The organism is Pseudomonas sp. E1MeOHC2 (genome assembly GCF_058745025.1).
The window spans coordinates 3503872-3529276 of sequence record NZ_CP196675.1; the positions used below are offsets into that span (position 1 = coordinate 3503872).

The 25405-nt window shown below is 62.8% G+C and carries 19 protein-coding genes and 1 pseudogene; 13 read left to right on the forward strand and 7 right to left on the reverse strand.

What is annotated here, in order from left to right; all coding sequences use genetic code 11:
* Positions 1–313: 313 nt before the first annotated feature.
* Positions 314–2692: an SIR2 family protein gene (locus ACSSU5_RS15815; RefSeq protein WP_492559254.1), complete on the forward strand. Its 2379-nt coding sequence runs from the start codon at positions 314–316 to the stop codon at positions 2690–2692.
* A 291-nt stretch (positions 2693–2983) separates the two neighbouring features.
* Here ACSSU5_RS15815 and ACSSU5_RS15820 read toward each other — a convergent pair whose 3' ends face one another.
* Positions 2984–3451, reverse strand: a complete 468-nt coding sequence (locus ACSSU5_RS15820; RefSeq protein ID WP_264310090.1) for a GNAT family N-acetyltransferase — start codon at positions 3449–3451, stop codon at positions 2984–2986.
* A gap of 99 nt (positions 3452–3550) precedes the next feature.
* Between ACSSU5_RS15820 and ACSSU5_RS15825 the strand changes: the two genes are divergently transcribed.
* The 5 genes and pseudogenes from ACSSU5_RS15825 to ACSSU5_RS15845 all read left to right on the forward strand — a co-directional run.
* Positions 3551–4663: an NAD(P)/FAD-dependent oxidoreductase gene (locus ACSSU5_RS15825; RefSeq protein ID WP_492559255.1), complete on the forward strand. Its 1113-nt coding sequence runs from the start codon at positions 3551–3553 to the stop codon at positions 4661–4663.
* Entirely contained in the window at positions 4660–5433 is a 774-nt protein-coding gene (locus ACSSU5_RS15830) for an APH(3') family aminoglycoside O-phosphotransferase (RefSeq protein WP_492559256.1), read from the forward strand. The genes ACSSU5_RS15825 and ACSSU5_RS15830 overlap by 4 nt, the downstream gene beginning before the upstream one ends.
* Before the next feature lie 140 nt (positions 5434–5573).
* Positions 5574–6956 carry a multicopper oxidase family protein gene (locus tag ACSSU5_RS15835; RefSeq protein ID WP_492559257.1) on the forward strand — a complete coding sequence of 461 codons (1383 nt, stop codon included), beginning with the start codon at positions 5574–5576 and terminating at the stop codon, positions 6954–6956.
* Positions 6956–7435: a tRNA adenosine(34) deaminase TadA gene (gene tadA / locus ACSSU5_RS15840; RefSeq protein ID WP_264310086.1), complete on the forward strand. Its 480-nt coding sequence runs from the start codon at positions 6956–6958 to the stop codon at positions 7433–7435. The genes ACSSU5_RS15835 and tadA overlap by 1 nt, the downstream gene beginning before the upstream one ends.
* Positions 7436–7494: 59 nt before the next feature.
* A pseudogene (locus ACSSU5_RS15845) lies at positions 7495–7638 on the forward strand (tRNA-specific adenosine deaminase); the annotation flags it as partial.
* A gap of 97 nt (positions 7639–7735) precedes the next feature.
* Here ACSSU5_RS15845 and ACSSU5_RS15850 read toward each other — a convergent pair.
* Together ACSSU5_RS15850 and mltF are read right to left on the reverse strand one after the other, a co-directional pair.
* A protein-coding gene (locus ACSSU5_RS15850; RefSeq protein ID WP_492559258.1) for an IS3 family transposase occupies positions 7736–9093 on the reverse strand; the annotation gives its coding sequence in 2 pieces (ribosomal slippage) (positions 7736–8617 and positions 8620–9093; 1356 coding nt in all).
* Positions 9094–9184: 91 nt separating this feature from the next.
* A complete protein-coding gene (gene mltF / locus ACSSU5_RS15855; RefSeq protein ID WP_264310085.1) occupies positions 9185–10642 on the reverse strand; it encodes a membrane-bound lytic murein transglycosylase MltF in 1458 nt (485 codons plus the stop codon).
* A gap of 244 nt (positions 10643–10886) precedes the next feature.
* Between mltF and purL the strand changes: the two genes are divergently transcribed.
* Positions 10887–14786: a phosphoribosylformylglycinamidine synthase gene (purL, locus tag ACSSU5_RS15860; RefSeq protein ID WP_264310084.1), complete on the forward strand. Its 3900-nt coding sequence runs from the start codon at positions 10887–10889 to the stop codon at positions 14784–14786.
* A 3-nt stretch (positions 14787–14789) separates the two neighbouring features.
* On the forward strand, positions 14790–15101 hold the full coding sequence (locus ACSSU5_RS15865; protein WP_465896346.1) for a YqfO family protein: 312 nt from the start codon (positions 14790–14792) through the stop codon (positions 15099–15101).
* A 102-nt stretch (positions 15102–15203) separates the two neighbouring features.
* On the opposite strand, the gene tatC is transcribed toward ACSSU5_RS15865, so the two are convergent.
* The 3 genes from tatC to tatA are packed head-to-tail and all read right to left on the reverse strand — an operon-like array spanning position 15204 to position 16476.
* Positions 15204–15965 (reverse strand): twin-arginine translocase subunit TatC, encoded by a 762-nt coding sequence (tatC, locus tag ACSSU5_RS15870; protein WP_264310082.1) that lies wholly within the window; start codon positions 15963–15965, stop codon positions 15204–15206.
* A complete protein-coding gene (gene tatB, locus ACSSU5_RS15875) occupies positions 15962–16252 on the reverse strand; it encodes a Sec-independent protein translocase protein TatB (protein ID WP_264310081.1) in 291 nt (96 codons plus the stop codon). Before tatB ends, tatC begins: the two co-directional genes overlap by 4 nt.
* Entirely contained in the window at positions 16252–16476 is a 225-nt protein-coding gene (gene tatA, locus ACSSU5_RS15880) for a twin-arginine translocase TatA/TatE family subunit (protein ID WP_264310080.1), read from the reverse strand. The genes tatB and tatA overlap by 1 nt, the downstream gene beginning before the upstream one ends.
* A gap of 147 nt (positions 16477–16623) precedes the next feature.
* On the opposite strand from tatA, the gene gspK reads away from it, so the two are divergent.
* A complete protein-coding gene (gspK, locus tag ACSSU5_RS15885; RefSeq protein ID WP_264310079.1) occupies positions 16624–17589 on the forward strand; it encodes a type II secretion system minor pseudopilin GspK in 966 nt (321 codons plus the stop codon).
* A gap of 223 nt (positions 17590–17812) precedes the next feature.
* Here gspK and ACSSU5_RS15890 read toward each other — a convergent pair whose 3' ends face one another.
* On the reverse strand, positions 17813–19891 hold the full coding sequence (locus ACSSU5_RS15890; protein WP_264310078.1) for a PhoX family protein: 2079 nt from the start codon (positions 19889–19891) through the stop codon (positions 17813–17815).
* Between the two features lie 224 nt (positions 19892–20115).
* Here ACSSU5_RS15890 and ACSSU5_RS15895 point away from each other — a divergent pair, with 224 nt between their 5' ends.
* From ACSSU5_RS15895 to ACSSU5_RS15910, 4 genes are read left to right on the forward strand one after another with little or no spacing between them, the layout of a single operon-like run.
* On the forward strand, positions 20116–21756 hold the full coding sequence (locus tag ACSSU5_RS15895; protein WP_492559259.1) for a bifunctional UDP-sugar hydrolase/5'-nucleotidase: 1641 nt from the start codon (positions 20116–20118) through the stop codon (positions 21754–21756).
* Positions 21753–22178 carry a pilus assembly protein PilZ gene (locus tag ACSSU5_RS15900; RefSeq protein ID WP_264310076.1) on the forward strand — a complete coding sequence of 142 codons (426 nt, stop codon included), beginning with the start codon at positions 21753–21755 and terminating at the stop codon, positions 22176–22178. Before ACSSU5_RS15895 ends, ACSSU5_RS15900 begins: the two co-directional genes overlap by 4 nt.
* 21 nt (positions 22179–22199) lie before the next feature.
* Positions 22200–23957, forward strand: a complete 1758-nt coding sequence (gspD, locus tag ACSSU5_RS15905) for a type II secretion system secretin GspD (RefSeq protein ID WP_492561326.1) — start codon at positions 22200–22202, stop codon at positions 23955–23957.
* Positions 23957–25405 carry a GspE/PulE family protein gene (locus ACSSU5_RS15910; RefSeq protein ID WP_264313972.1) on the forward strand — a complete coding sequence of 483 codons (1449 nt, stop codon included), beginning with the start codon at positions 23957–23959 and terminating at the stop codon, positions 25403–25405. The genes gspD and ACSSU5_RS15910 overlap by 1 nt, the downstream gene beginning before the upstream one ends.

The following is a 25405-nucleotide window of genomic DNA, read 5'->3' on the forward strand; positions in this document are numbered from 1 at the left end:
GAGTTGGTCCGGCCGGGAACGGGCTGATCCGAAGCGACATGACTAGGTTGTCATACCGCCCAAGTCTGCAGCCTCATCCGCCTACGCGACGAATAGGGGCGCATGTACGATATCCAACTAGCATTGCAGCCGGGCGAGATCGCTACCAAGAGTGATATCGCTGACGGACCAAGTCGTGTTCAATCTCATAATCTGGTCATGGCAAGGTCGGCTTAGTTCCGACTGATAGCCACGGAATTTTGGATGACTGAATCCGCTCTTGACGGTTTCAGTTGTCCGCTACTTGGCAAACTGTCTCGTAAATGGAGGAATGATGACGCATGATATTGACGCAATTGGTGAGTTCGATCCCGAGTCCTCTATTCTCTTCTTAGGCTCTGGGTTCAGTCTCGGCGCGAGCAACATCGCGAATGGAACACCGCCCAACGGCAGGGGGTTGCGGCGCCATTTTATCGAGCAACTCAACCTCCCAGCGGATACGGACTACGATCTACAAGTCCTCAGCGAGGAATTTGCCGAGCATGACTCTGAGAAGCTTCGTGACGAGCTCTATAGGATTTTTCGGCTGACCGAGCTAACTGCAGGACAAACGGCTGTTTTGAATGAGCCTTGGCGACGCATCTACTCGACGAACTACGATGACGCGGTTGAGTTGCATCGGTTAAAAAAGAAACTGCCGCCGAACGCTTACGATGTCTCGGAGCCAGTTCCGAACAAACTGCCACACGGCGCAGTAGTGCATCTCCACGGTAGCATCCGACTGATCACGTCTGATAATGTGATGAAAAGCTTGGTTCTCGGCGAGGGATCTTACGTGAACCAGCATGTCGTGCGCTCACGCTGGTACGACCAATTTCAGCGTGATCTAGCTTTCGCAAGCACCCTGTATATCGTTGGATACAGTCTCGCCGATTATCATATTGCCGGCCTTCTGATGGCCAATCCTAAGCTTGCCGAGCGAACTATCTTCATTCAGGGGCCCTCCGTCGACAAAACGTTCCTGCGACGTACTGCACAGTACGGGCGCACAATGTTTATAGGCACAGACGGCTTCGCTGAGATTCTTGCGCGCGCTCCACGCTCAGTTGCTCCTTCACTGGATAATCTGCGTTCGTTCCGCTCGCTGTCACCCATACGTGATAAGAAGGCAGTCGCTCGTCCGACCGCTACCGAAGTCTTTGATCTTCTTGTCTATGGCGATTTCGATCCTGGACGCCTTGCTCGCTCGCAACCCAGTGAGGAGTACGCGATCGCTCGGGGGGATTCGGTGCAAGCGGCGGCGGATGCTGTTGAGAGCAAGGCATCGCTCGTTGTAGATGGTCGCCTTGGTAACGGCAAATCGATTTTTCTTCACCTACTTGCGTTCGAGCTTTCATCGAGAGGATGGATCTGTCTACAGCTCCAGCTTGGTCATCCAGATCTTCAGCGCGAGGTTGCGGCACTGGCCGGGGTCGATCGATTGGTCGTGTTTGTCGACCAATATTCGGCCGCGCAAGACAGTTTGCGTGGTCTGCGCGAAGCTCTACCGCAAGCTAAGCTCGTGGTGGAAGTGCGGACGGGAACGTTCGAGGTCCGCTTTCACGAGTTCGTAAAGCTTCTGCCCAAGCCGTTTGACCGGGTGAGCCTTAACGGCCTCTCGCGATCCGAAATGGCCGCGTTTGGCCGGTTGTGCGAGAGTGCGGGGCTTCGTGCACCTGATCTCGATCACCGCGGCGACCTGCGTGACCTTTTGCTTGATCTTTTCGAAAATGCCGCAGTCCGCGACCGCGTGAAGGAGGCTCTAGCCCCCCTTTTTGAAAATAGGGCTACTCGGCGAATTTTGACTATGACTATGTTGATCGCCACTCATCAAGGCTCAGTCGGTCCCGCATTCGTGAGAAACGTAGTCGGCGAGGATCCATTTATGGCGCTCAAACCGTTGGAGGATCTCTCGCATGAAATTTTCGAGACGTCAGCTGACGGTTTCAGGGCACGATCGTCTGTCTTCTCATCTTTTGTGATCTCAGCGTTCATTGCGCCGGAGGAGATCGCTGACGCTGTTGTCGAGGTAACGCTGGCCGCGGCTCAGCGGCGAAGCGAGCGGCCATATAGAATTCTCATGTCGAATATGATGGCGTATTCGAGCTTGCGGAGAACCCTGCGCGGCAAGGGAGATCCGGATACCGTTATTGCCAGCATCTATGAGCGCCTACGATACGACGAGCGGGTGAATGGTGAACCCCTCTTTTGGCTTCAGTATGCGATCGCGATGGCGGAAAAGTCTCGGCTCGATGCGGCCGACGAATTCATCGCTACGGCCTACAGAAAGGCCGAAGAGCTTCCCGGTTTCCAAACCTACCAGATTGATACCCAGGCTTTCCGCATCGCTCTGATGCGTGCCATGGAGCAGAGCGCGGGTCAGGCGATTTTCAACATTGAAGCGGTTCTTCTTGGGATTGAGCGAATTGATGCCATGCTCGGCGACGGGAGCCATCGGTCCTACGCTGTGAAAGTGCTTGAATACGTTCAACCGTTTGTGACGGCACGGCTTGGTGATTTGGTAAATGGCGAGCGGACCGCCTTGCAGTTCTGGCTTCTAAAGGTCGAAAAGTCGCTCTCTTTGCTGCCTGACGATTTTAAGGCAACAGCTGGCTCTGAGGCGGTCCGCAAGAGCGTTGAGGCGGCCGCCAAGATGTTTATCGACCAACGTTAATACGTATGCGCGTCCGGTGACCTCATGTTTTCTATCGCCTCGCGCCGGACGCGCTTTCTCGTACCAGCGGCGAGGCTGATCAAAAGCTAACTCGATTGGATCGCAATGACCAAGGTTTTCCAGCATGGTATTTTTCATGGGTTTAAGATTTGTAATATTGTTAAACCATTGAAAATACTGAGTAAATTTCCTTTGTTGATAATAGAGTGGTAATGATTTCGCGCCCGGCCACGGCCGGCGTCCGATAGCAGGAAGCTAGCAAAAGCCCGCATGATTGCGGGCTTTTGCGTTTTACCGAGCGCTGCTATCGATCCCGAGCTGCAAGATCTCATCGCCCGCTTCATCGTGCTCGCCTGTCGACGTCCACCCCAGGTGGCGATAGAACCCATAAGAGCGCGCGTTCGGGTCGCTGGAGCACGCCAGGAACAATCGCTCGAACCCCAGTTCCCCCAGGTGATCGACGACCATCTGGAGCAAGCGTTTGCCGATCCCTTGGTCCTCATATGCCGGCAACAGTGCGAGCACGGTGACCTCGCCGCTGTCCTTGTCAGCGAAGCAGTAGCCCACCATTTGGTCGTCCTTGCAAGCCACGAAGCCTGGGCCGCTGCCATCGCGAATGCTGCTGCTCCAGGAATCGACGGTGATGCCCAGGGCGCGCAGGTCTTCTTCGGTGAACGCGTTTTCTCGGGTCAATGCCCGGAGGGTCATACAGGTTGCGGCATCTTCAGGTGCTGCGGGGCGAAAGGTTATGGCGGTCATACGTCTGGCCTCACGTTGAAAACGCCATTGTGCGTAGACGACTGTCTGCGCGTCTGTGAGCAAACGTAAGCCGCCGGCCGCCATTGAGTGTGAATACGATTGTTCACAGACGTTAAGGCTGCCATTGCGCACACTACGCTTCCTCGGATTTGCGCAAGGACAAACGCAATGGCACGCAACGTTCCTCATGTAGTGGTGGTGGGCGGCGGTATCATCGGCGCCTCCATCGCCTGGCACCTGGCCCGGCGGGGTGCTCCGGTCACCGTGCTTGAACGCGAGCGGGCCATTGCCCGGGGTGTCACCGGGCACTCGTATGGTTGGGTGGGCACCGGCAGCCGCCTCCCTTCCGAGCACCCGGCAGGCTTTGCCCTGGAGCAGCGTGCCCTGGCTCAATTTGCGCAGCTGACGCAAGCGCTCGGGCCGCTGCCGGTGGCAGCGCAAGGTGGTTTGATCTGGCTCGACAGCGAGCAGGAGACCTTGGCCATGCTTGCCGAGCAGCAGGCGGCCGGGGTGTCGATGATGGCGGTGGGGCGCGAGCGCATCCGCGAGCTGGAGCCCGGCTTGGTGCAGCCTCCGGACATGGCAATTTGGTCACCGGACGATTTTGCGGTCGAGCCTGATGCACTGGCTGAGCGTTTGTTGGCGGCAGCCCAGGGCGAAGGCGCCAAGGTGCTTGAGGCGTGCGAGGTACTGGCGCTGGAGGTGCAGGGTGCGCGCATTACCGGTGTGCGTACCCACGCGGGCATCGTGCCGGCGGATGTCGTCGTACTGGCCAATGCCATGGGCGCCCAGAGCCTGGCCCGGCAACTGGGGCAGGCTCTGCCCATCCACGAAGCGCCTGCGGTGCTGCTGCGGTTCGATGCCGCACAGGTGCCGCTGCGCCATCTGCTGTACGGGCAGTCGCTGGAAGTGCGGCCCGGTCGGGGTGGTGGGCTGCTGTCGGCAGCTGACTTCCCGGGTGAAGCGGGGATGGCCGAGCTCGGTCGTAGCAGCCTGCAAGCGGTTGCCAGTTTGTTTCACCCCAGTTGCGAACTGTCGCTGCGATCAATCCAGGCAGTGTACCGGCCAAAAACCGACAGTGGCCTGCCACTGCGTACGTTCCTTGAGGGGTTCGAAGGGCTGTACGTCACGGTCGCTCACCCAGGCGTTATTCTGGCGCCACTCATGGGCAGCGAGGCCTGCGAAGACATCCTCAAAGGGCAGATGCCATGACGAGCCTGCCAGCAGGCTGGCGAGAGGCCCATGGCGTTGTGGCGATGGAGGTTCAGGCGCTTGGCGAGTCTGGGGCCAGTGTCTTGCGCCTGCGCCGGCAATGCGCCGACGATCTGTTCCTCAAGTCCGAGCCCGTTGCGGCGCTGGCGGAGCTCCCAGGGGAGGTCAGCCGCCTGCGCTGGATGGCGGGGCAGGGCATGCCGGCGCCTCGGGTCGTCGATGCCGTTACTGAACAGGGACGGCACTGGTTGTTGATGACGGCAGTGCCAGGCCAGAGCTTGGCCGAGTCGGCTAAGCGTACGCCAGCGGCCACGGTTGCCCTGATGGCCGAGGCACTGCGCCAGCTGCACCAGCGACCGGCCGGGGATTGCCCGTTCGATCATGCGCTGGCGGCGCGGGTGAGGTTGGCGCAAGCGCGCATGACGGCTGGCCTGGTCGATGAGGCAGACTTCGATGAAGAGCAACTTGGGCGCACGGCCAGTGACGTGTTCGCCGACCTGTTGGCGGCGCGCCCGGCGAAGGAGGACCGGGTGGTGACCCATGGCGATGCCTGTCTACCGAACCTGATGGCCGAGGGTGCACACTTCAGCGGTTTCATCGACTGTGGCCGCCTGGGTGTGGCCGACCGTTGGCAGGACTTGGCGTTGGCAACCCGGGATATCGCCGCTGACCTGGGGGATGAGTGGGTGGCGCCCTTTCTGGCAAGCTATGGGGTTGAAGCGGATCCTGCCCGGATCCGCTTTTATCGATTGCTGGACGAATTCTTTTGACGCTGCGCGCAGGTATCAGGCCCAGACCTCCCTGCGACAAGACTTCACTTAATCTTTCCCATTTGCAGGTGTATCGTATTCGCCCTTCATCGCCAGCCCTGCTGGCAGCTTGATTGCGCCGAAACGAGGTACCCGCACCGATGTCCTTCACCCGTCGACAAATGCTCAAAGGCCTCACCGGCCTGGTTGTAGTAGGCCTGGGCGCCGGAGGCGCGGCGCGGTACTGGCTGGGCAAGGTCGAGGACGAGAATGCCGGGCATGACTACGAGCTGATCGCCGCACCGCTGGAGGTCGAGCTGGTGCCGGGCTTCAAGACCGAAGCTTGGGCGTTCGGCCCGTCGGCGCCGGGCACCGAGCTGCGGGTACGCCAAGGCACCTGGCTGCGGGTGCGTTTCATCAACCACCTGCCGGTCGAAACCACCATCCACTGGCACGGCATCCGCCTGCCGCTGGAAATGGACGGCGTGCCATATGTGTCGCAACTGCCGGTCAAGCCGGGCGAGTACTTCGACTACAAGTTCCGTGTGCCGGATGCCGGCAGCTACTGGTACCACCCGCATGTCAGCAGTTCCGAAGAGCTCGGCCGCGGGCTGGTCGGGCCGTTGATCGTCGAGGAGCGCGAGCCTACTGGGTTCCTGCATGAGCGCACGATGAGCCTGAAAAACTGGCACGTGGATGAGCAGGGCGCTTGGCTGCCGTTCAGCATCCCCCGTGAGGCTGCGCGTAACGGCACGGCCGGGCGGCTGATCACCATCAACGGCCAGGCCGACTCAGTGACCGAGTTGCCAGCTGGCCAGGTGGTGCGCTTGCGCCTGCTCAACCTGGACAACACCTGGACCTATCGCCTGAACCTTAAGGGCAACTGCGAGGCCCGGATCTACGCGCTCGACGGCAACCCGGTCACCCCGCGCCCGCTGGACGAGGATTACTGGCTGGGGCCTGGCATGCGCATCTGCCTGGCGATTCGCATCCCCGAGGCGGGTGAGGAAATCTCCCTGCGCGACGGTTTCGTGCGCCTGGGCACTTTACGTTCGGTCGCCAGCAGTGACGCCCCCAGCGACTGGCCGCCCGCATTGCCGCCAAACCCAGTGGCCGAGCCGGACCTGGAGAACGCCGAGAAGCTCAACTTCAATTTCGAATGGGTGGGCAAGGTTTCGGTCAACACCGAGAACGGCAAGCCACCAAGCTTGTGGCAAATCAATGGCCAGGCCTGGGACATTACCGACAAGACCTGCGCCGACCGGCCCATCGCCACACTGCAGAAGGGCAAGAGCTACATCTTCGAGCTGAAGAATATGACCCAATACCAGCACCCGATCCATTTGCACGGGATGAGCTTCAAGGTGATCGCCTCCAACCGCCGGGAGATCGTCGAGCCGTGGTTCACCGACACTTACTTGCTGGGCAAGAACGAACGCGCCCAGGTGGCGTTGGTCGCCGATAACCCAGGCACCTGGATGTTCCACTGCCACGTTATCGACCACATGGAAACCGGCCTGATGGCCGCGATCACGGTGGTCTGATGCGCCCGCAGATCATCGATCGCAGCCGCGATCAGGAATTCATGCGCCTGGCCCTGGCACTGGCCGCTGAGGGTGCGGCTATGGGCGAGGTGCCGGTGGGGGCGGTGCTGGTGCAGCATGGCCAGGTGATCGGGCAGGGGTTCAACCGGCCGATTTTCGACAGCGACCCCAGCGCCCATGCCGAAATGGTCGCCATCCGGGCTGCGGCCAAGGCAGCGAGCAATTATCGGCTGCCGGGCAGCACGCTGTACGTGACCCTGGAACCGTGCAGCATGTGCGCGGGGTTGATCGTACATTCGCGGGTGGCGCGGGTGGTGTATGGGGCGCTGGAGCCCAAGGCGGGGATTGTGCAGAGCCAGGGGCAGTTCTTTGGTCAGGCTTTTTTGAATCATCGGGTGATGGTGGAGGGCGGGGTGCTGGCCGAGGAGTGCGGGCAGATCCTCAGTGACTTTTTCAAGGCTCGGCGGGCCAAGGGTTAGCCTGTACCGGCCCCTTCGCGGGGCAAGCCCGCTCCCACAGATACCCTATAACCTCCAGGAAGTCGGGATCCTGTGGGAGCCAGGGGCAGTTCTTTGGCCAGGCTTTTTTGAATCATCGGGTGATGGTGGAGGGCGGGGTGCTGGCCGAGGAGTGCGGGCAGATCCTCAGTGACTTTTTCAAGGCTCGGCGGGCCAAGGGTTAGCCTGTACCGGCCCCTTCGCGGGCAAGCCCGCTCCCACAGATACCCTATAACCTCCAGGAAGTCGGGATCCTGGACTGCCCCCAGAAAGTTGGACAGTTTAGCTAGCCGCCTGGGCCCTGTAATCGACAGGGCTCAGGCCTTTGAGTCTTAGCTTGATGCGGTCATGGTTGTAGTAGTGAATGTACTCATCCAGACCTGCTTTCAGTTCTTCGACGGTTTCAAATCGCTTCAGGTGGAAAAACTCAGACTTGAGTGTGCCGAAGAAGCTTTCCATAGCTGCATTGTCCAGGCAATTACCTTTGCGCGACATGCTCTGCTTTACGCCGCGCTGGTAGAGCTTGTGGCGATATTGAGGTTGTTGGTAGTGCCACCCTTGGTCTGAGTGGATCACCAGTTTTGGCTTCTCGCCCAGGCCATCAAGCGCCTTGTCCAGCATGTTCCCAACCAGGCTGTAGCATGGCCGGCTGGCCGTTTCGTAAGCCACGATCTCAGCGTTGTACAGGTCCATCACGGGTGAGAGATAGAGCTTCTGCTCGGCGACCTTGAACTCGGTTACGTCGGTCACCCATTTTTGGTTGGGCCGTTGGGCGACGAAGTTGCGCTCCAAGAGGTTCGCTGCCAGTTTGCCGACAACGCCCCGGTAGGAGCGGTATTTCTTGGGGCGCACGACCGATTTCAGACCGAGTTCAACCATCAGTCGCTCAACGACCTTCTTGTTGACCAAGGTCCCGCTATTTCTGATCGCGAGCGCCACGCGTCGATAGCCGTAGAGCTTTTTCTGCTCGTAATAGATACGCTGTATCTGCTCTTTGAGCGCAGCATGCTTGTCCGGCTGCTGCTGGCTTTTGACCTGGTAGCAGAAGGTGCTGCGCGCCAATCTGACCAACCGCAAAAGGTCAGGTAAAGGGAATCTGTGCTTGAGTTTGCAGACGATCAGGACTTTTTCGTCTGTATTCGCTCCTTCTCCTCCCGCATAGCCTTTAACTCCTTTAGGACAGCGTTCTCCATACGCAGAAACTCGAGCTCAGCCATCAGCTGCTCTCGGGGCTTTTGCGCGTCGTCGGTATCGGTGGGCTTGGCTGGCTTAATCTTCTTTGGCACGGGTCTAGGCTTTCTTGGTTTGGCGGCAGTAGGCGCTGCGGGCCTACCACTGTAGTACTGCCGCTGCCAAATGCCTATCTGAGAAGACTGTCCGAGATCAAAGTGTGCCGCAGTTTGGCGCAAAGAGAGCCGATGTTCATGCATGTACTTCAGCACCTGGCGCTTGAACTCTTCGCTGTAGCGCTGTCTGTGCGAACGTAGACCGACGCTGGAGCCGGCCTGATGACTGGCAACCCACCGTCGCAGCAGGCTGAAATCAAGGCCAAAGTGGCGAGCCACTTTTCGGAAGCCATTGCTGCCATCAAGGTAGGCTGCAATCGCGGTGAGCTTGAACTGCTCGGTGTACTTGCCCATAGATCCCCCAAGGGTTGGATTGATGTCCAACTTCTTGGGGGCAGTCCAACCTGTGGGAGCGGGCTTGCCCCGCGAAGAGGCCAGTACAGGCTTACATCGGCGGCGACTGCTCCGCCGGCTTGTCCTTGTTCACGCCGGGTACATGCAAATTGCCCTCGGCCATCTGGCCTTCGAGCTGCGGCTGGGTCACCCAGGTGAGGATGTCGTAGTAACGGCGGATGTTGGCCACAAAGTGCACCGGCTCACCACCGCGGGCATAGCCGTACTTGGTCTTGCTGTACCACTGCTTCTGCGCCAGGCGCGGCAGCATCTTCTTCACGTCCAGCCACTTGTTCGGGTTGAGCTTCTCGCGCTTGGCCAGGGTGCGGGCGTCTTCCAGGTGGCCGCTGCCGACGTTGTAGGCGGCCAGGGCGAACCAGGTGCGGTCGGGTTCCTGGATGCTGTCGTCAAGCTGCTGCTTGATCAGCATGAAGTACTTGGCGCCACCCTGGATGCTCTGTTTCGGGTCCAGGCGATTGGACACGCCCATGGCCTGCGCGGTGCGCTGGGTAAGCATCATCAGGCCGCGCACGCCGGTCTTGGAGGTGACTTCCGGCTGCCACATGGATTCCTGATAGCCGATGGCCGCCAGCAGACGCCAATCAACCTGTTCAACCTTGGCGTAGCTCTTGAAGTGCTTCTCGTACTTGGGCAGGCGCTGCTGCAGGTGCTGGGCGAAGGTGTAGGCGCCGACGTAGCCCAGTACATCGACATGGCCGTAGTAGCGGTCTTTCAGGCGCTGCAGGGTGCCGTTCTTCTGCGCTTTGTCGAGGAACTCGTTAACCTCGTTGAGCAGGCTGTTGTCCTCGCCGGCAGCCACTGCCCAGCGCTGGTCGCGGGTGTCGCCCAGGTCGAAGGCGACCCGTACGTTGGGGAAATACACCTGGTTCATCGCCAATTCGTTGGAATCGACCAGGGTCAGGTCGATCTGCCCTTCATCGACCATGCGCAGCAGGTCGACCACCTCGACGGCGTCGGATTCTTCGTATTCCAGGCCCGGGTACTGTTTTTTCAGCGCGGCCAGTTGGTCGGCATGGCTGCTGCCCTGGAGCACCATGATCTTCTTGCCGACCAGGCCCTTGGCTTCGGTGGGGCGGGAGCGGCCGTTGCGGTAGATGACCTGAGGGGTGACTTCCAGGTACGGGTGGGAGAATTTTGCCTGGGTCTTGCGCCGCTCGCTGCTCACAAGGCCCGCGGCCGCCAGCACCGGGCCGGAGGGCTTGCCCAGTTCGTCGAACAGTTGGTCGAGGTTGTCGGCCGTCTCGATCTCCAGCTTCACGCCGAGATCATCGGCGAAATGCTTGACCAGTTCGTACTCGAAACCGGTTTCGCCGTTACGGTCCTGGAAATAGGTCGCCGGGCTGTTGCGGGTGATGACGCGCAGCACGCCATCCTCCTTCACGCGCTCTAGGGTGCTGGGTTTTTCAACACAGGCACCGAGCATCAGAAAGAGTCCGGTTGCGATGAGCCATCTGGCGCAGCGCTGGCGCAAAGCAGTGTGGGCGAACATAGCTTGCAGTATACGCAAAGGACAGGCGGCGCCATATCTCGACAACAGATAGCTTGTCTGGTAGCGGTTTTTTCGCTAGGCGCCTCAGGGCGCCATGGACAGGCTGAAAAACCGGCAATTTTTTTGACCCCGAAGTCCGGTTCCGCCGCCCGGCAGCATTGCCCTCTGGCGGGTGCCGAAAGCCGCGGAATTAGGCTAGAATGCACGGCCTCTAAGCACACCCCTTCCTGAGGCTGTCCCGACGATGTTGATCCTGCGCGGCGCTCCTGCCCTTTCTGCCTTTCGCCACGGTAAATTACTCGAGCAACTGAGCCAGAAAGTCCCCGCTGTTACTGGTTTGTATGCCGAATTCGCCCACTTCGCCGATGTCGACGGCGAGCTGACCGCCGACCAGCAGCAGGTGCTGGGCCGTCTGCTCAAGTACGGCCCGAGCGTCCCGGTACAGGAGCCGACCGGCCGCCTGTTCCTGGTCGTACCGCGCCTGGGCACCATTTCGCCCTGGGCCAGCAAGGCCAGCGACATCGCCCACAACTGCGGCCTGCAGTCGATCCAGCGCCTGGAGCGCGGCATCGCCTACTACGTTGCCGGTAACCTGAGCGAAGCCGATGCCCTGGCCGTCGCCGCCGAGTTGCACGACCGCATGACCCAGCGCGTGCTGGCCCAGCTGGAACAGGCATCCGACCTGTTCAGCCACGCCCAGCCCAAGCCGATGACCTCGGTCGACATCCTGGGCGGTGGCCGCGATGCGCTGGCCAAGGCCAACGTCGACCTGGGCTTGGCCCTGGCCGAAGACGAGATTGACTACCTGGTCGCCGCTTTCCAGAACCTTGCGCGCAACCCGAACGACATCGAACTGATGATGTTCGCCCAGGCCAACTCCGAGCACTGCCGCCACAAGATCTTCAACGCCAGTTGGGACATCGACGGCCAGGCTCAGGAAAAGAGCCTGTTCGGCATGATCAAGAACACCTACCAGATGCACAGCGAAGGCGTATTGTCGGCTTACAAAGACAACGCCTCGGTGATCGTCGGTAACGTTGCCGGCCGCTTCTTCCCGAACCCTGAGACCCGCCAGTACGGCGCGGTGCAGGAGCCGGTGCACATCCTGATGAAGGTCGAGACGCACAACCACCCGACCGCCATCGCGCCGTTCTCCGGTGCATCTACCGGCTCCGGCGGCGAAATCCGTGACGAAGGCGCCACCGGTCGCGGCGCCAAGCCCAAGGCTGGCCTGACCGGCTTCACCGTGTCCAACCTACGCATCCCAGGCTTCGAACAGCCGTGGGAGCAGGCATACGGCAAGCCTGAGCGCATCGTCGACGCACTCGACATCATGGTCGAAGGTCCACTGGGTGGTGCTGCGTTCAACAACGAATTCGGTCGCCCGGCACTGACCGGCTACTTCCGTACCTTCGAGCAGGCGATCAACACCCCGCACGGCGAAGAAGTGCGCGGCTACCACAAGCCGATCATGCTCGCAGGCGGCATGGGCAACATCCGTGAAGAGCATGTGCAGAAGGCCGAAATCACCGTCGGTGCCAAGCTGATCGTGCTCGGCGGCCCGGCCATGCTCATCGGCCTGGGTGGCGGTGCGGCTTCGTCGGTCGCCACCGGCGCCAGCTCCGCCGACCTGGACTTCGCGTCGGTACAGCGCGAAAACCCGGAAATGGAGCGCCGTTGCCAAGAGGTCATCGACCGCTGCTGGCAGCTGGGTGACAAGAACCCGATCGCCTTCATCCACGACGTCGGCGCCGGTGGTATCTCCAACGCCTTCCCTGAGCTGGTCAACGACGGTGGCCGCGGTGGCCGCTTCGAACTGCGCAACGTGCCCAACGACGAGCCGGGCATGGCCCCGCACGAAATTTGGAGCAACGAGTCGCAGGAACGTTACGTGCTGGCCGTCAGCGCCGTCGATTTCGACCGCTTCCAGGCCATCTGTGAGCGTGAGCGCTGCCCGTTCGCCGTGGTCGGCGAGGCGACTGAAGAGCCGCACCTGACCGTCACCGACAGTCACTTCGGCAATACGCCGGTGGACATGCCGCTGGACGTGCTGCTGGGCAAGCCGCCGCGCATGCACCGTTCGGTCACCCGTGAAGCCGAGCTTGGCGATGAGTTCGACCCAAGCACCCTGTCGCTGGCCGATTCGGTCAAGCGCGTGCTGCACCACCCTGCGGTGGCCAGCAAGAGCTTCCTGATCACCATCGGCGACCGCACCATCACTGGCCTGGTGGCCCGTGACCAAATGGTCGGCCCATGGCAGGTGCCGGTGGCCGACTGCGCCGTCACCGCCACCAGCTTCGACGTCTACACCGGTGAAGCCATGGCCATGGGTGAGCGCACCCCGCTGGCCCTGCTCGACGCCCCGGCGTCTGGCCGCATGGCCATCGGCGAAACCCTGACCAACCTGGCGGCTTCGCGGATCGAAAAGCTGTCCGACATCAAACTGTCGGCCAACTGGATGTCCGCTGCCGGCCACCCAGGTGAAGATGCCCGCCTGTACGACACGGTCAAGGCCGTGGGCATGGAACTGTGCCCTGAGCTGGGTATCACCATTCCGGTCGGCAAAGACTCGATGTCGATGAAGACCAAGTGGAGTGAAGAGGGCGTCGAGAAGAGCGTGACCTCGCCAATGTCGCTGATCATCACCGGCTTTGCCCCGGTCACCGACATCCGCAAGACGCTCACCCCTGAACTGCGCATGGACAAGGGCGAAACCGACCTGATCCTGATCGACCTGGGCCGTGGCAAGAACCGCATGGGCGCCTCGATCCTGGCACAGACCCACGGCAAGCTGGCCAATGCTGCACCGGACGTCGACGATGCCGAAGACCTCAAGGCCTTCTTCGCCGTGATCCAGGGCCTCAACGCCGACGGCCACCTGCTGGCTTACCACGACCGTTCCGATGGTGGCCTGATGACCACCGTGCTGGAAATGGCCTTCGCCGGCCATTGCGGCTTTGACCTGGAACTGGACACCCTGACCAGCAAGCCAGAAAAAGTCGCCGCCATCCTCTTCAACGAAGAGCTGGGTGCGGTGATCCAGGTTCGCCAAGATGCCACCCCGGACGTACTGGCTCAGTTCAGCGCCGCTGGCCTGGGTGAAGACTGCGTCGCGGTGATCGGCCAGCCGATCAACAACAGCGAAGTGGTCGTGCGCCTGAACGGTGAAGAACTGTTCAAGGGCGACCGTCGCCTGCTGCAACGCCAGTGGGCCGAGACCAGCTACCAGGTTCAGCGCCTGCGTGACAACGCCGAATGCGCCGACCAGGAATTCGACGCGCTGCTGGAAGAAGACAACCCTGGCCTGTCGGTCAAGCTGGGCTTTGACGTCAACGACGACATTGCCGCGCCGTACATCAAGAAAGGCGTGCGCCCGCAAGTGGCGATCCTGCGTGAGCAGGGCGTCAATGGCCAGGTCGAGATGGCTGCCGCCTTCGACCGCGCAGGCTTCGCCGCCATCGACGTGCACATGAGCGACATCCTCGCTGGCCGTGTCGATTTCGAAGCCTTCAAGGGCCTGGTTGCCTGCGGTGGGTTCTCCTACGGTGACGTGCTGGGTGCTGGTGAGGGCTGGGCCAAGTCGGCGCTGTTCAACGCCCGTGCCCGCGATGCCTTCCAGGCCTTCTTCGAGCGTACCGACAGCTTCGCCCTGGGCGTGTGCAACGGTTGCCAGATGATGTCCAACCTGCACGAGCTGATCCCGGGCACCGAGTTCTGGCCGCACTTCGTGCGTAACCGTTCCGAGCAGTTCGAAGCCCGTGTGGCCATGGTCGAGGTGCAGAAGTCCAACTCGATCTTCCTGCAGGGCATGGCCGGTTCGCGCATGCCGATCGCCATCGCCCACGGCGAAGGCCATGCCGAGTTCGCCAACGAAGCGGCACTGCTGGAAGCCGACGTGTCTGGTTGCGTGGCCCTGCGCTACGTCGACAACCACGGCAAGGTCACCGAAACTTACCCGGCCAACCCGAACGGCTCGCCGCGTGGTATCACCGGCCTCACCAGCCGCGACGGCCGCGTGACCATCATGATGCCGCACCCGGAGCGTATGTTCCGCGCTGTGCAGAACTCCTGGCGCCCGGATGAGTGGCAGGAAGATGCCGCGCTGATGCGTATGTTCCGCAACGCGCGGGTTTGGGTGAACTAAGGCGTGTACAAGCTCGCCTTCTTCGTCCCGGCCAGCCATGTCGATGTGGTCAAGGCCGCCGTGTTCGCCGCCGGTGGCGGGCGTATCGGCGACTACGACCACTGCGCCTGGCAAACCCTGGGCCAAGGCCAGTTTCGCCCGTTGGACGGCAGCCAGCCGTTTCTCGGGCAAACCGGCCAGGTCGAGGTGGTCGAGGAATGGAAGGTGGAGCTGGTGGTGGCTGACGACCTGATTGCTCAGGTCGTTGCTGCGCTCAAGCAGAGCCACCCGTATGAAACGCCAGCCTATGAGGTCTGGCGGCTCGCCGAGTTCTAGACCGCATCACGGCCTTCGCGGGCAAGCCCGCTCCCACAGGGATATCACAGGGCTTGAAGCTTGTGATATCCCTGTGGGAGCGGGCTTGCCCGCGAAGTGGCCCTACACTCCAGTCACCATTTCTTTGCCAGGCTCGGGCCGCTTCAACCCGCCACACGCCAACAACCCCACCTCGAACAGCACCCACATCGGCACCGCCAGCATCGTCTGCGAAAACACGTCCGGTGGCGTCAGAATCATCCCCACCACAAAGCACCCGACGATCACGTAGGGCCGGCTACGGCGCAGTGTCGCCACATCCGCCAACCCCACCCAGACCACGATGAACGTCGCCACCGGGATCTCGAACGCCAGCCCGAACGCCAGGAACAGCGCCATGATGAAGTCCAGGTACTGGCTGATGTCGGTCATCATCGCCACGCCATCGGGCGTCACGCTGGCGAAGAAGCCGAACATCATCGGGAATACCAGAAAGAACGCGAACGCCATGCCGGCATAAAACAGCAGGATGCTCGACACCAGCAGCGGCAGGGCAATCCGCCGTTCGCGGCGATACAGGCCCGGCGCCAGAAACCCCCAGGCCTGGTGCAACAACAGTGGCATGGCGACAAACAGCGCGCACATCGCGGTCAGCTTGAAGGGTGTCAGAAAGGGTGAGGTGACACTGGTCGCGATCATGCTGGCGCCTTCCGGCAGGAAGCGGCGCAGGGGTTCGGAGATCAGTGTGTAGAGGGTCTGGGCGAAGGGGAACAGGCCGGCGAAAACCAGTGCGATCAACCCCAGGCAACGCACCAGGCGCTTGCGCAGCTCACGCAGGTGCTCGGTCAGCGGCATGCCCGCCGCAGGGTCCATGGCAAGGCTCATGAAACACTCTCCCTGGGTACTGCGACGGTTGCCGCGTCATTGGCCGAGGGTGCGGCAAGGCTGATGCCCTGACGAATCTCCTGTTCCAGGCGCTGCAAGGGCGCGCTGTCGAGGTTGGGCAATTCGATCTCCCGCTCCATCTGCGTGCGCAGGCCATGCATGGCCCTGCGCGCCTGGCCCAGGCCGCGCCCAAGCGTACGTGCCGCTACCGGCAGCCGCTCGGGGCCCAGCACCAGCAGTGCGACGATGCCGACCAGCAGCAACTCGCTGAAGCCTACCTCGAACATCAGGCCTGACGGTCCGGTGGCGTAGCCTGGCCGGCCAGCGGTGCCTGCTGTTGTACGTGAGCCGGGCCGGGCGAGCTGGCGTCGTTGTCACCGCCCATGGACTTGCGAAACCCCTGGATCGCCTCGCCCACATCGCTGCCCAGGCCCTTGAGGCGCTTGGTACCAAACAGCAGGAATACGATCATCAATACGATCACCAGTTGCCAGATTCCAATACCACCCATTGCGACCACTCCTGTAAGGCCATGAAAAGGAAGGGCAATCCTGCCTCGTGCAGATGACGTGAACATGACGGAACGTGCCATTGCCATCTGCCTGCAACACCCGGCGTGTTGACTGGCGCTTTTACGGGCCATGAGAGGCGCCTGCAGATGGGCGGTAAACGACAGCAGGGTGCGGCCTTGCTGATGGTGATGGTGGTGTTGGCGATGCTCGCGGCAGGCATGGCCTGGCTGGTGGAGGATGGCCGGCGTCAGGTCGATGAAGTGCGCCTGTTGCAGCAGCGGGTGCAGGTCAGGGCCATGGAGCAGGCCGGCTTGGCTTATGCCGAACAGGCGCTGCGCGACCCGGCCTGGCGGCTTAGCCCGTTGTTCTGGCAGGCCTTGCGCGGGCAACCGTTGGACTACGATTTTGGTGCAGGCCAGGCGCAACTGCGGGTGCGCGACCAGCACACGTGCTTCAACGTCAACGCCTTGCTCGGGGCTGATGGCGAGCGCGCCGAGCGCCAGCTGCGCCGCCTGTTGGGCGACGACATGGCGGCAGAGCGCCTGGTCGATGCCCTGGCCGATTGGCTCGACACTGACAGCGATACCCGCCTGCAAGGGGCCGAAAGTGCCCAGTACCTGCGCCAGCAACCAGCGCGCCTGGCGGCTAACCAACCGATGCTCGACACCAGCGAGCTGAACCTGCTGCTGGAGCCGGATGCCACGCGTCAGGCCCGCTACCCGATGCTGTGCGCCCTGCCGCAAACAACCGGCTGGCGCTTGAACGCCAATGCCTTGGGGCTGGAGCATCTGCCCATGCTCGAGGCGTTGTACGAGGGGCGCTACCCACGTGCGCTGCTCAGCCGCATCGTCAGTGGCCGGCCGGCGTCGGGGTATGTGGATGCCGCAGCGCTGCGCCAGGCGTTGGGGGCGGTGGATGATGAGACGTTCGAACGGTTGAGCGAAGGATTGCTGCTCAACAGTGGGCATTTTCTGTTGCAGCTGTCGTTCGAGGAAGAGGGGCGGGTGATGCGCAGCGCGTTTCAGGTCGAGGCGCTGGGGGTGGTGCAGTGGCATGCGCGGGTGCCGGCGCAGCAGGTGCGGGTGAAGAGTCGTGAGCCGATACTCTGGTAAACCTCGCCGGCCTCTTCGCGGGGCAAGCCCGCTCCCACAGGTACCCCACTGCCCTTGAGACTAGCGGGGTGCCTCCCACAGGTCCCCCACTGCCCTTGAGACTAGTGGGGTACCTCCCACAGGTCCCCCACTGCCCTTGAGACTAGTGGGGTGCCTGTGGGAGCGGGCTTGCCCCGCGAAGAGGCCGGTACAGCCAGCGCAAGGCTGGCTGACCAGCGCCCGGTCAGACCGTCCCGATCTCCCCGCCATCATCACGCTGAATCACCACTGTCGAAGCCCGCGGCCTTACCGTGCCCCCTGCCGGGGTAGCATCGGTAGCCTTGTCGGTATACGGCCAGTTCTCCGGATGCTGGATGTTCACGAACATCGACTTGTTGTCTGGGCTGAAGGCAATCCCGGTCACCTCGCAGCCGTTCGGCCCGACAAAGAAGCGCCGCAAATCCACCTGGTTTTGCGCGTTGACCGGCACTTGCTTGCCCGTGGCATCCACCAGATCGGTAGGGATCACCGCCAGTAACTGGTCATTGGTGTAATCGGTCAGGGTGGTTTCGCCGTTGTCGGTCTCGAACCACAACACCCCACGGCTATCGAAACTCATGCCATCGGGGCTGGCGAACTGGTTCAGCTCGGTCAGGCCGGAACGGTTGATGTCAGCAGTACCGGCGGCATTGGCGCCAAACACGAAAATGTCCCAGGTGAAACTCAGCTGATCGTCGCTTTCGTGCCAGCGGATAATGTGGCCGTGACGGTTCGGGCCACGCGGGTTGGCGGCGTCGACTTTTTCCGGGGTACGCGCACTGTTGTTGGTCAGGGTCAGGTAGACATCGCCATTGAGCGGATTGACTGTGGTCCATTCCGGGCGGTCCATTGGGGTCGCGCCCACGGCATCGCCAGCACCACGGGTGTTGAGGATGATGCCCGGCAGGTCACCGTACAGCGCGCCAAGGGTGCTGCCGGCGCTGGTGGCGGTGGCCACGTCGAGCAACAGCCATACACCCGTGCCGTCGGCATTGAAGCGGGCCACGTAGAGCTTGCCCTGGTCCATGTATTTGGCACCGGTGGCCAGGCGGTCGGCTGGGCTTGCATCGGCGGCATCCCACACGGCGGTGGAGACGAACTTGTACAGGTACTCGTTGTTCGAGTCGTCGCCCATGTACCAGACCAGCGGCTTGCCGGCCACTGGCAGGCCTGGGCAGCAGCCTTCGTGGCGGAAGCGGCCTAGCGCCGTGCGCTTGGTGGCCAGGGTGGCGCTGTTGTAGGGGTCGATCTCGACGATGTAACCATAGGTGCTGGCTTCGTTGCGGTAGTCGTCGGCGGCGCTGGCGCCTTTGACGGTCACATCGAAACGGGCGAATTCGTCATTCACCTCGGTGCTGTCACCGGCGGCGCTTTCCCATTTGTACTGGCCGTTGGAAGTGCCGACACCAATACGGCGCTGGTCTTCAGGGCGGGTGCCTTTGTTGACGAAAATGCCCGGCCAGTTCTCTTCGCAGGTCAGGTAAGTGCCCCAGGGGGTGTAGCCGTTGCCGCAGTTGTTGTTGGTGCCGCGGCAGTGAGTGCCGCCAGTGGAGTACTTGGTCTTGACGTGGTCGGTACCGCGCAGCGGGCCGGTGATCTCCATGCGCGAGGCGGTGGTGAAGCGGCGGTTCAGTGGGTCGTTGTCGACCACCTGCCAGCGCCCACTGACTTTTTGCAGGCGTACTACGCCGGCGCCGTGGGCGTTGATCTCTTTGCGGATCTCTTCGGCCGGGCGCTTGCCGTTGACGTCAGTGGTCGGGCCAGCCGGGTGCAGGGCGGCCGCGTCGATGTACTCGAAGTTGATGGCCAGCAAACCGTCTTCGGAGCTGCCATTGATAGGGAAGAAGTGCATGCCGTCGTGGTGCATGCCCATGGCATTGGCCTGGTCGGTCGAGGTGTTGCTGCCATCGGACTTCCACGGGTTGGCATTGCTGTTCAGCGGCGTGCCCCATGGCGCCAGCACGTAGGCGCTGTAGCCTGCCGCGACGACACAGGCATCGGTACGCGAGCCTGGGATGGACTGGAAACCCAGTGCCAGTTTCGGGACTTCCGGTTCGGTTACAGGTGGCTCGGTCACCGGCGGTTCGGTGACAGGATCATCGTGATCGGAACCGCCACCACCGTCGAAGCAGCCTGTCAGGCCGGTACCGGCGATCATGGCGATGGCGGCGCCCAGGCTGCCGCGCATCACGCTGCGGCGGCTCAGGTAAGCGTCCATGACGCTGGCCATCGGCAGATTGCCGCTGTGGTTCCGGTCCAGGTTGTCGCCGGTATCTCGACTCATCAGGGTGTCCTTATGTTGGCTGAGTTGAAAGAAACCGCGACTTTAGAGCGCAAGTATGATGATTCCTTGGCAGAAATGTGAAAGCGCGCTTAAAACTGCACGTTCTTACGTTCGTGCCCGACAGATCGATTTGGAATCGTTGTCGGATTTCTGCCATCAAACTGTCATGCGAACGCCGCAACATCCGGGGCCCAACGTGAACTTGGATAAGGATGGCGGGCTCGATGGCAAGCAGTGTGAACAGGCGCGAAGTGATCAGCTGGATGGGTGTCGGTGCCTTGGCACCGTTGCTCGGCGCCTGTTCCGCCTTGCCAGGGCAGCGCGGTGGCAACGCCAGCCTGGATTTGCTTTATGTCGCTGACACCCTCGATGCCCGCCAGCCCGGCCTGGCCGTAGTCCCGGCGACGCGCCTGGGGCCGGTCAGCCACCTCGGGCGTGCGCCGTGGATGACCGGTACCAGCGCCAGCACCGCTTTCCCGCAACTGGCGCCGCTGCTCGATGCCGGCCGGGCCGATGAGGCCAACCTGGGCGGCTATGCGGTATTGGCAGCGCTGCTGGAACAGTTGCGTGGCGAGGCCGGGGCGGGCAACAGCCTGACCCTGGAGAACGGCCAAGGCTGGAACGGCAGTGGCCTGGCCTACCTGACCCAAGGTGAAAGTGGCGTGCAGGGCAGCCAACTGCTGGGCAGCGAAGTGCGCGTCAGCAGCGACGAGCGGGTGCTCTGGCCGCAGCGCAGCACGGCACTCTACGCTCAGTCTCCTGCCATTACGCTTGGCGCAGGGCTCGCCGATGAACAACGCCAAGGCCTCGGCCTTGAACCCCTGCACTTGTTCGAGCGGGGCGGTGCGCGCATTGCCGTGGTCGGTGTGACCGACCCTTACGCCCAGGACCAGAAAGCCTCCCTTAAACAGTGGTATCAATCTTTGCTGCCGGTGTTCGAACAGGCCCGGCGCGAGGCGGACCTGGTCGTGGCCATGGCCGATGTCGGTACCGGGCCGGGTCTGTGGCTGGCTGAACGGCTGCCGGCAATTGACGTGTTGCTGTGCGCGCGCGGCCAAGACCTATGGCCGGCGCCAGTGCTGGCCACCCAGGCCAGCGGCCGCCGCGTGCCGGTGTTGTTCGCCGGGTGCCGGGGCAGCGGGGCGTTTCGCTTGCGCTGTCAGCAGGTGGCTGGTCAATGGCAGTTCGAGGGTCGGTTCTTCCCGGCGTTCGAACACCAGCTGGCACCGGCTGCGCAGGTGCGTGCCGGGCAGTTGCAGGCGCAGTTGCGCCAACAGCGCGCTGGCCATGCGGCGTGGCTCGATCAACCGCTGGCCCGGGCGCCCCAGAACTTGTGGCGGCGTGACACCCGTGGCGGCAGCTGGGACCGCCTGCTGCATCAGGCTCTGGCCGATGACGGCAGCATGCCCGTGCTATTGCCGGGCCTGCGTTACGACTGCCCGTTGGCCGCAGGTGCAGCGATTACCCGCGAGCACTTGATCAGCCTGACTGGGAGTTACCCGGCCCCGGTGGTCGAGGCCCCGGCCCGGCAGGTCGAGCAAGTGCTGGAAAATGCCGCTGAACAGCTGTTCGGCGACCCGCTGCTGCTGGATAACAGCCAGGACCTGCCGCGCTGGCAAACCCAAGCCTGGGGCGTCAGCTACAGCCCGCAAGGCAAGCGCATCACCGGCCTGGAGCCGGTCCAGGGGCTGTGCCGCACGTTCGGCCTGCAGTTCGAGTCGCAGGCTGGCGAACCGCTGTGGCAACGGGTAGAAGCCTGGCTGGCGCGTCAGCAGCCGGACTGGCAACTGGCACCGCTGCAATTGCCCCAGGTGCGCTATGTACAGGGCCACCCCGGTTGGCATCCCCGGCAGATGGCCTCGTGAACTTCGCTTCACGGCTGCTCACCGGCGCTTGCTTGACCCTGGCCGGCTGGCTCGCTGCACAGTGCGTGCTGCAACTGGGCCGCCAGCCACAACCGGCCAGCCCCTCCAAGGCGGTTGAAGTTCAACTGCCTGGGTTGATGGTTGGCCTCTGGCAGGCGCCCGCCGACGACGGCGCGATCGCCATGACCCGTTTGCCGCTGCACTACCTCGGCGGCCTCAAGGCCCAGCCGTTGTCGGCCAGCGTGGTGGTACTGCGCTACGGCCAGCAGGTGCGCACCCTGGCTCGCGGCCAGCGCCTGGCGCCAGGGATCGTGCTGCAGGACATCGACAGCGATGGCCTGATTTTCAACAACCAGGGGCGGCGTGAACGCCTGCCCTGGCCGCCACGCCCCGCCGTGACCGGCTTCAAGCGGCAAGGATGAACGATGCCTGTTAGATACTGCATGGCGGCTGCACTGAGCCTGGCCCTGGCCGTGGGCCTGCCCAGCGCTTGCGCTGAAGAGCCGGTGTTCGATGACAACGGCACGCCGATGTACGAGGTGAACTTCGTCGACACCGAACTGGGCGAGTTCATCGACAGTGTGTCGCGCATCACCGGCACCACGTTCATCGTCGACCCGCGGGTCAAGGGCAAGGTCACCGTGCGCACGGTCGATCTGCACGACGCCGATGCCATCTATGACATCTTCCTCGCGCAGCTGCGTGCCCAGGGCTACGCCACGGTCGATCTGCCCAACGGCAGCGTGAAGATCGTTCCCGACCAGGCTGCGCGCCTGGAACCGGTGCCGGTGGAGCCTACCGGGCAGCAGGGCGCGGGCAGCGACAGCGTAGCCACGCGGGTATTCGACTTACGCAACGCCGCCACCGAGCAGGTGCTGGGCATCCTCAAGCCCCTGATCGACCCACGGGTAGGGGTGATCACCCCGTACCCGGCAGCGCACCAGTTGGTGGTTACCGACTGGCGCAGTAACCTCGAACGCATCGCCAGCCTGCTGCGTCAGCTCGACCGCCCCAGCGAAGCAGTGGGCAGCGTCAGCACCCAGGTCATCTACCTGCGGCACGCCACTGCCAGTGAAGTGGTCAAGGTGTTGCGCGGGCTCAGCCAGGAAGGCGTGGCGCCGGCTGAAAGCGCGGGCGAAGGGGAGGTGAAGGACAGGCCGGTGATGGCCACCGCCGGTGGCTCGGGTATTCGCCTGGAGTACGAAGAGGGTACCAACGCCGTGGTCATGGTCGGCCCCGACAGCGAGCTGGCTGCCTACCGTGCCATCGTCGAGCAACTGGACATCCGCCGTGCCCAGGTGGTGGTCGAGGCGATCATCGCCGAGGTGTCCGACAGCAGTGCCCAGGAGCTGGGTGTGCAGTGGCTGTTCGCCGATGAGAAATTCGGGGCCGGTATCGTCAACTTCGGCAGCAATGGGGTGAACATCGCCAATATCGCGGGGGCGGCTGCCAGCGACGACAATGAGGCACTGGGCAAGCTGCTGTCTGCCACCACCGGTGCCACCGCCGGCATTGGCCACTTTGGTGGCGGTTTCAACTTCGCCATGCTGGTCAATGCGCTCAAGGGCAAGAGCGGTTTCAACCTGCTGTCCACTCCGACCTTGCTGACCCTGGACAACGCCGAGGCGTCAATCCTGGTCGGCCAGGAAGTGCCCTTCGTCACAGGCTCCGTAACGCAGAACAACGCCAACCCCTACCAGACCATCGAGCGCAAGGAGGTGGGGGTAAAGCTGCGGATCAAACCGCAGATCAACATCGACAACAGCGTGCGCCTGGACATTGTTCAGGAGGTCTCGTCGATTGCCGAATCCAGCGCTGCCAGCGATGTGATCACCAACAAGCGCGAGATCAAGACCAAGGTCATGGTCGAAGACAACGGCCTGGTGATTCTGGGCGGGCTGATCAGCGACGAGCTGAGCACCAGCAACCAGCGGGTACCGCTGCTCGGTGACATCCCGTATCTGGGCCGCCTGTTCCGCTCCGATGCCAGCAAGAACACCAAGCAGAACCTGATGGTCTTCATCCGCCCGCGCATCCTGCGCGAAGGGCCGAGCCTGGCCGGGCTCAGCGAAGACAAGTACCGCACCCTGCAACAGACCACCCCGCTGCAGTTGCCGGACCTTGCTGGCGCTGAAGGCGGCACGCCGCTGCTGCAGGTGTTCCCCGCAAGCAGGGCGCGCCTGGAAGGAGGCACCTGGTGATGCTGCCCTATCGGCTGGCACGCCAGGCGGGCCTGGCCATGACCCCGATGCAGGGCGGCTGGCAATTGTGGCTGCGCCGCGACGCCGACAGCGACCAGTTGCAGGAGCTGCTGCGGGTGCATGGCCAGCCCAGTGCGCTGACCTACCTGGAGCCTGCGGCCTTCGACGAGCAACTGGGCCAGCTCTATCAGGCAGGCGATGCGGCCACCGAAGCGCTGATCGAAGGGATTGGCGACCAGGTTGACCTGGACAGCCTGATGAGCGAAATGCCGCGCATCGAGGACTTGCTCGAAAGCGATGACGAGGCGCCGGTGATCCGCCTGATCAACGGCCTGTTCGGCCAGGCCCTGCGCCTGCGTGCCTCGGACATTCATATCGAGACCTTCGAGCAGAGCCTGGTGGTGCGCCTGCGCGTCGACGGCCACCTGCGCGAGGTGCTGCGCCCGCCACGGGCGCTGTCGGCGATGCTGGTGTCGCGGATCAAGGTCATGGCCCGGCTGGACATCGCCGAAAAACGCCAGCCCCAGGACGGTCGCATCACCTTGCGGGCGGCCGGACGTGAGGTGGACGTGCGCGTCTCGACCCTGCCTGGCATCCACGGCGAGCGGGTGGTGATGCGTGTGCTCGACAAGCAGGCCAGCCTGCTGGCGCTGGACAACCTGGGTATGCCGGCAGCGGTGCTCAATGGCCTGCGCAATTGCCTGGCGCGGCCCAATGGCATCGTGCTGTCCACCGGCCCGACCGGCTCTGGTAAGACCACCACGCTGTACGCCAGCCTCAACAGCCTCAATGATGGCAGCCGCAACATCCTTACCGTCGAAGACCCGGTGGAGTACGCCATCGCCGGTATCGGCCAGACCGCGATCAACCCCCGCGCAGGGCTGACGTTTGCCACTGGCCTGCGCGCCATCCTGCGCCAGGACCCGGATGTGATCATGCTGGGTGAAATCCGCGACCAGGAGACCGCCCAGATTGCCGTGCAGGCCAGCCTTACCGGCCACCTGGTGCTGTCGACCCTGCACACCAACAGTGCCGTGGGCGCGGTGACCCGCTTGCGCGACATGGGCATCGAACCCTTCCTGATCGCATCGTGCCTGCGCGGTGTGCTTGCGCAGCGCCTGGTGCGGCGGCTGTGCCAGTGCGCGGTGGCGCAGCCGCTACAAGCGGCCGAGCGTGACCTGTGGCCTGAACTGTGCGCGCTGGGCAGCAGCTATCACGCCGTGGGTTGCGAGCAGTGCCAAGGCAGCGGCTATGTCGGGCGCCTGGGCCTGTACGAATTCGTCGAGCTGGACGCGGGCCTGATCGCGCTGCTGTACGACGGCGCCAGTGAACAAGCCATGCAGGATTACCTGGCTGATCGTCGGCGCAGCCTGGTCGCCATGGCCAGCGATTGCCTGGCGCGTGGCGAGACCAGCCTGGCCGAAGTGCTGCGCGTGGTGCAGGGCTGA

Bases quoted from the DNA above. Each gene is read 5' to 3' on its own strand.
- ACSSU5_RS15895 (WP_492559259.1), top strand. From the start codon at position 20,116: ATGGCAAGCAGTGTGAACAGGCGCGAAGTGATCAGCTGGATGGGTGTC.
- ACSSU5_RS15815 (WP_492559254.1), top strand. From the start codon at position 314: ATGACGCATGATATTGACGCAATTGGTGAGTTCGATCCCGAGTCCTCT.
- ACSSU5_RS15830 (WP_492559256.1), top strand. From the start codon at position 4,660: ATGACGAGCCTGCCAGCAGGCTGGCGAGAGGCCCATGGCGTTGTGGCG.
- gspD (WP_492561326.1), top strand. From the start codon at position 22,200: ATGGCGGCTGCACTGAGCCTGGCCCTGGCCGTGGGCCTGCCCAGCGCT.
- ACSSU5_RS15820 (WP_264310090.1), bottom strand. From the start codon at position 3,451: ATGACCGCCATAACCTTTCGCCCCGCAGCACCTGAAGATGCCGCAACC.
- purL (WP_264310084.1), top strand. From the start codon at position 10,887: ATGTTGATCCTGCGCGGCGCTCCTGCCCTTTCTGCCTTTCGCCACGGT.
- ACSSU5_RS15890 (WP_264310078.1), bottom strand. From the start codon at position 19,891: ATGAGTCGAGATACCGGCGACAACCTGGACCGGAACCACAGCGGCAAT.
- tatB (WP_264310081.1), bottom strand. From the start codon at position 16,252: ATGTTCGAGGTAGGCTTCAGCGAGTTGCTGCTGGTCGGCATCGTCGCA.
- tatC (WP_264310082.1), bottom strand. From the start codon at position 15,965: ATGAGCCTTGCCATGGACCCTGCGGCGGGCATGCCGCTGACCGAGCAC.
- mltF (WP_264310085.1), bottom strand. From the start codon at position 10,642: ATGTTCGCCCACACTGCTTTGCGCCAGCGCTGCGCCAGATGGCTCATC.
- ACSSU5_RS15910 (WP_264313972.1), top strand. From the start codon at position 23,957: ATGCTGCCCTATCGGCTGGCACGCCAGGCGGGCCTGGCCATGACCCCG.
- tatA (WP_264310080.1), bottom strand. From the start codon at position 16,476: ATGGGTGGTATTGGAATCTGGCAACTGGTGATCGTATTGATGATCGTA.
- ACSSU5_RS15835 (WP_492559257.1), top strand. From the start codon at position 5,574: ATGTCCTTCACCCGTCGACAAATGCTCAAAGGCCTCACCGGCCTGGTT.
- gspK (WP_264310079.1), top strand. From the start codon at position 16,624: ATGGGCGGTAAACGACAGCAGGGTGCGGCCTTGCTGATGGTGATGGTG.
- tadA (WP_264310086.1), top strand. From the start codon at position 6,956: ATGCGCCCGCAGATCATCGATCGCAGCCGCGATCAGGAATTCATGCGC.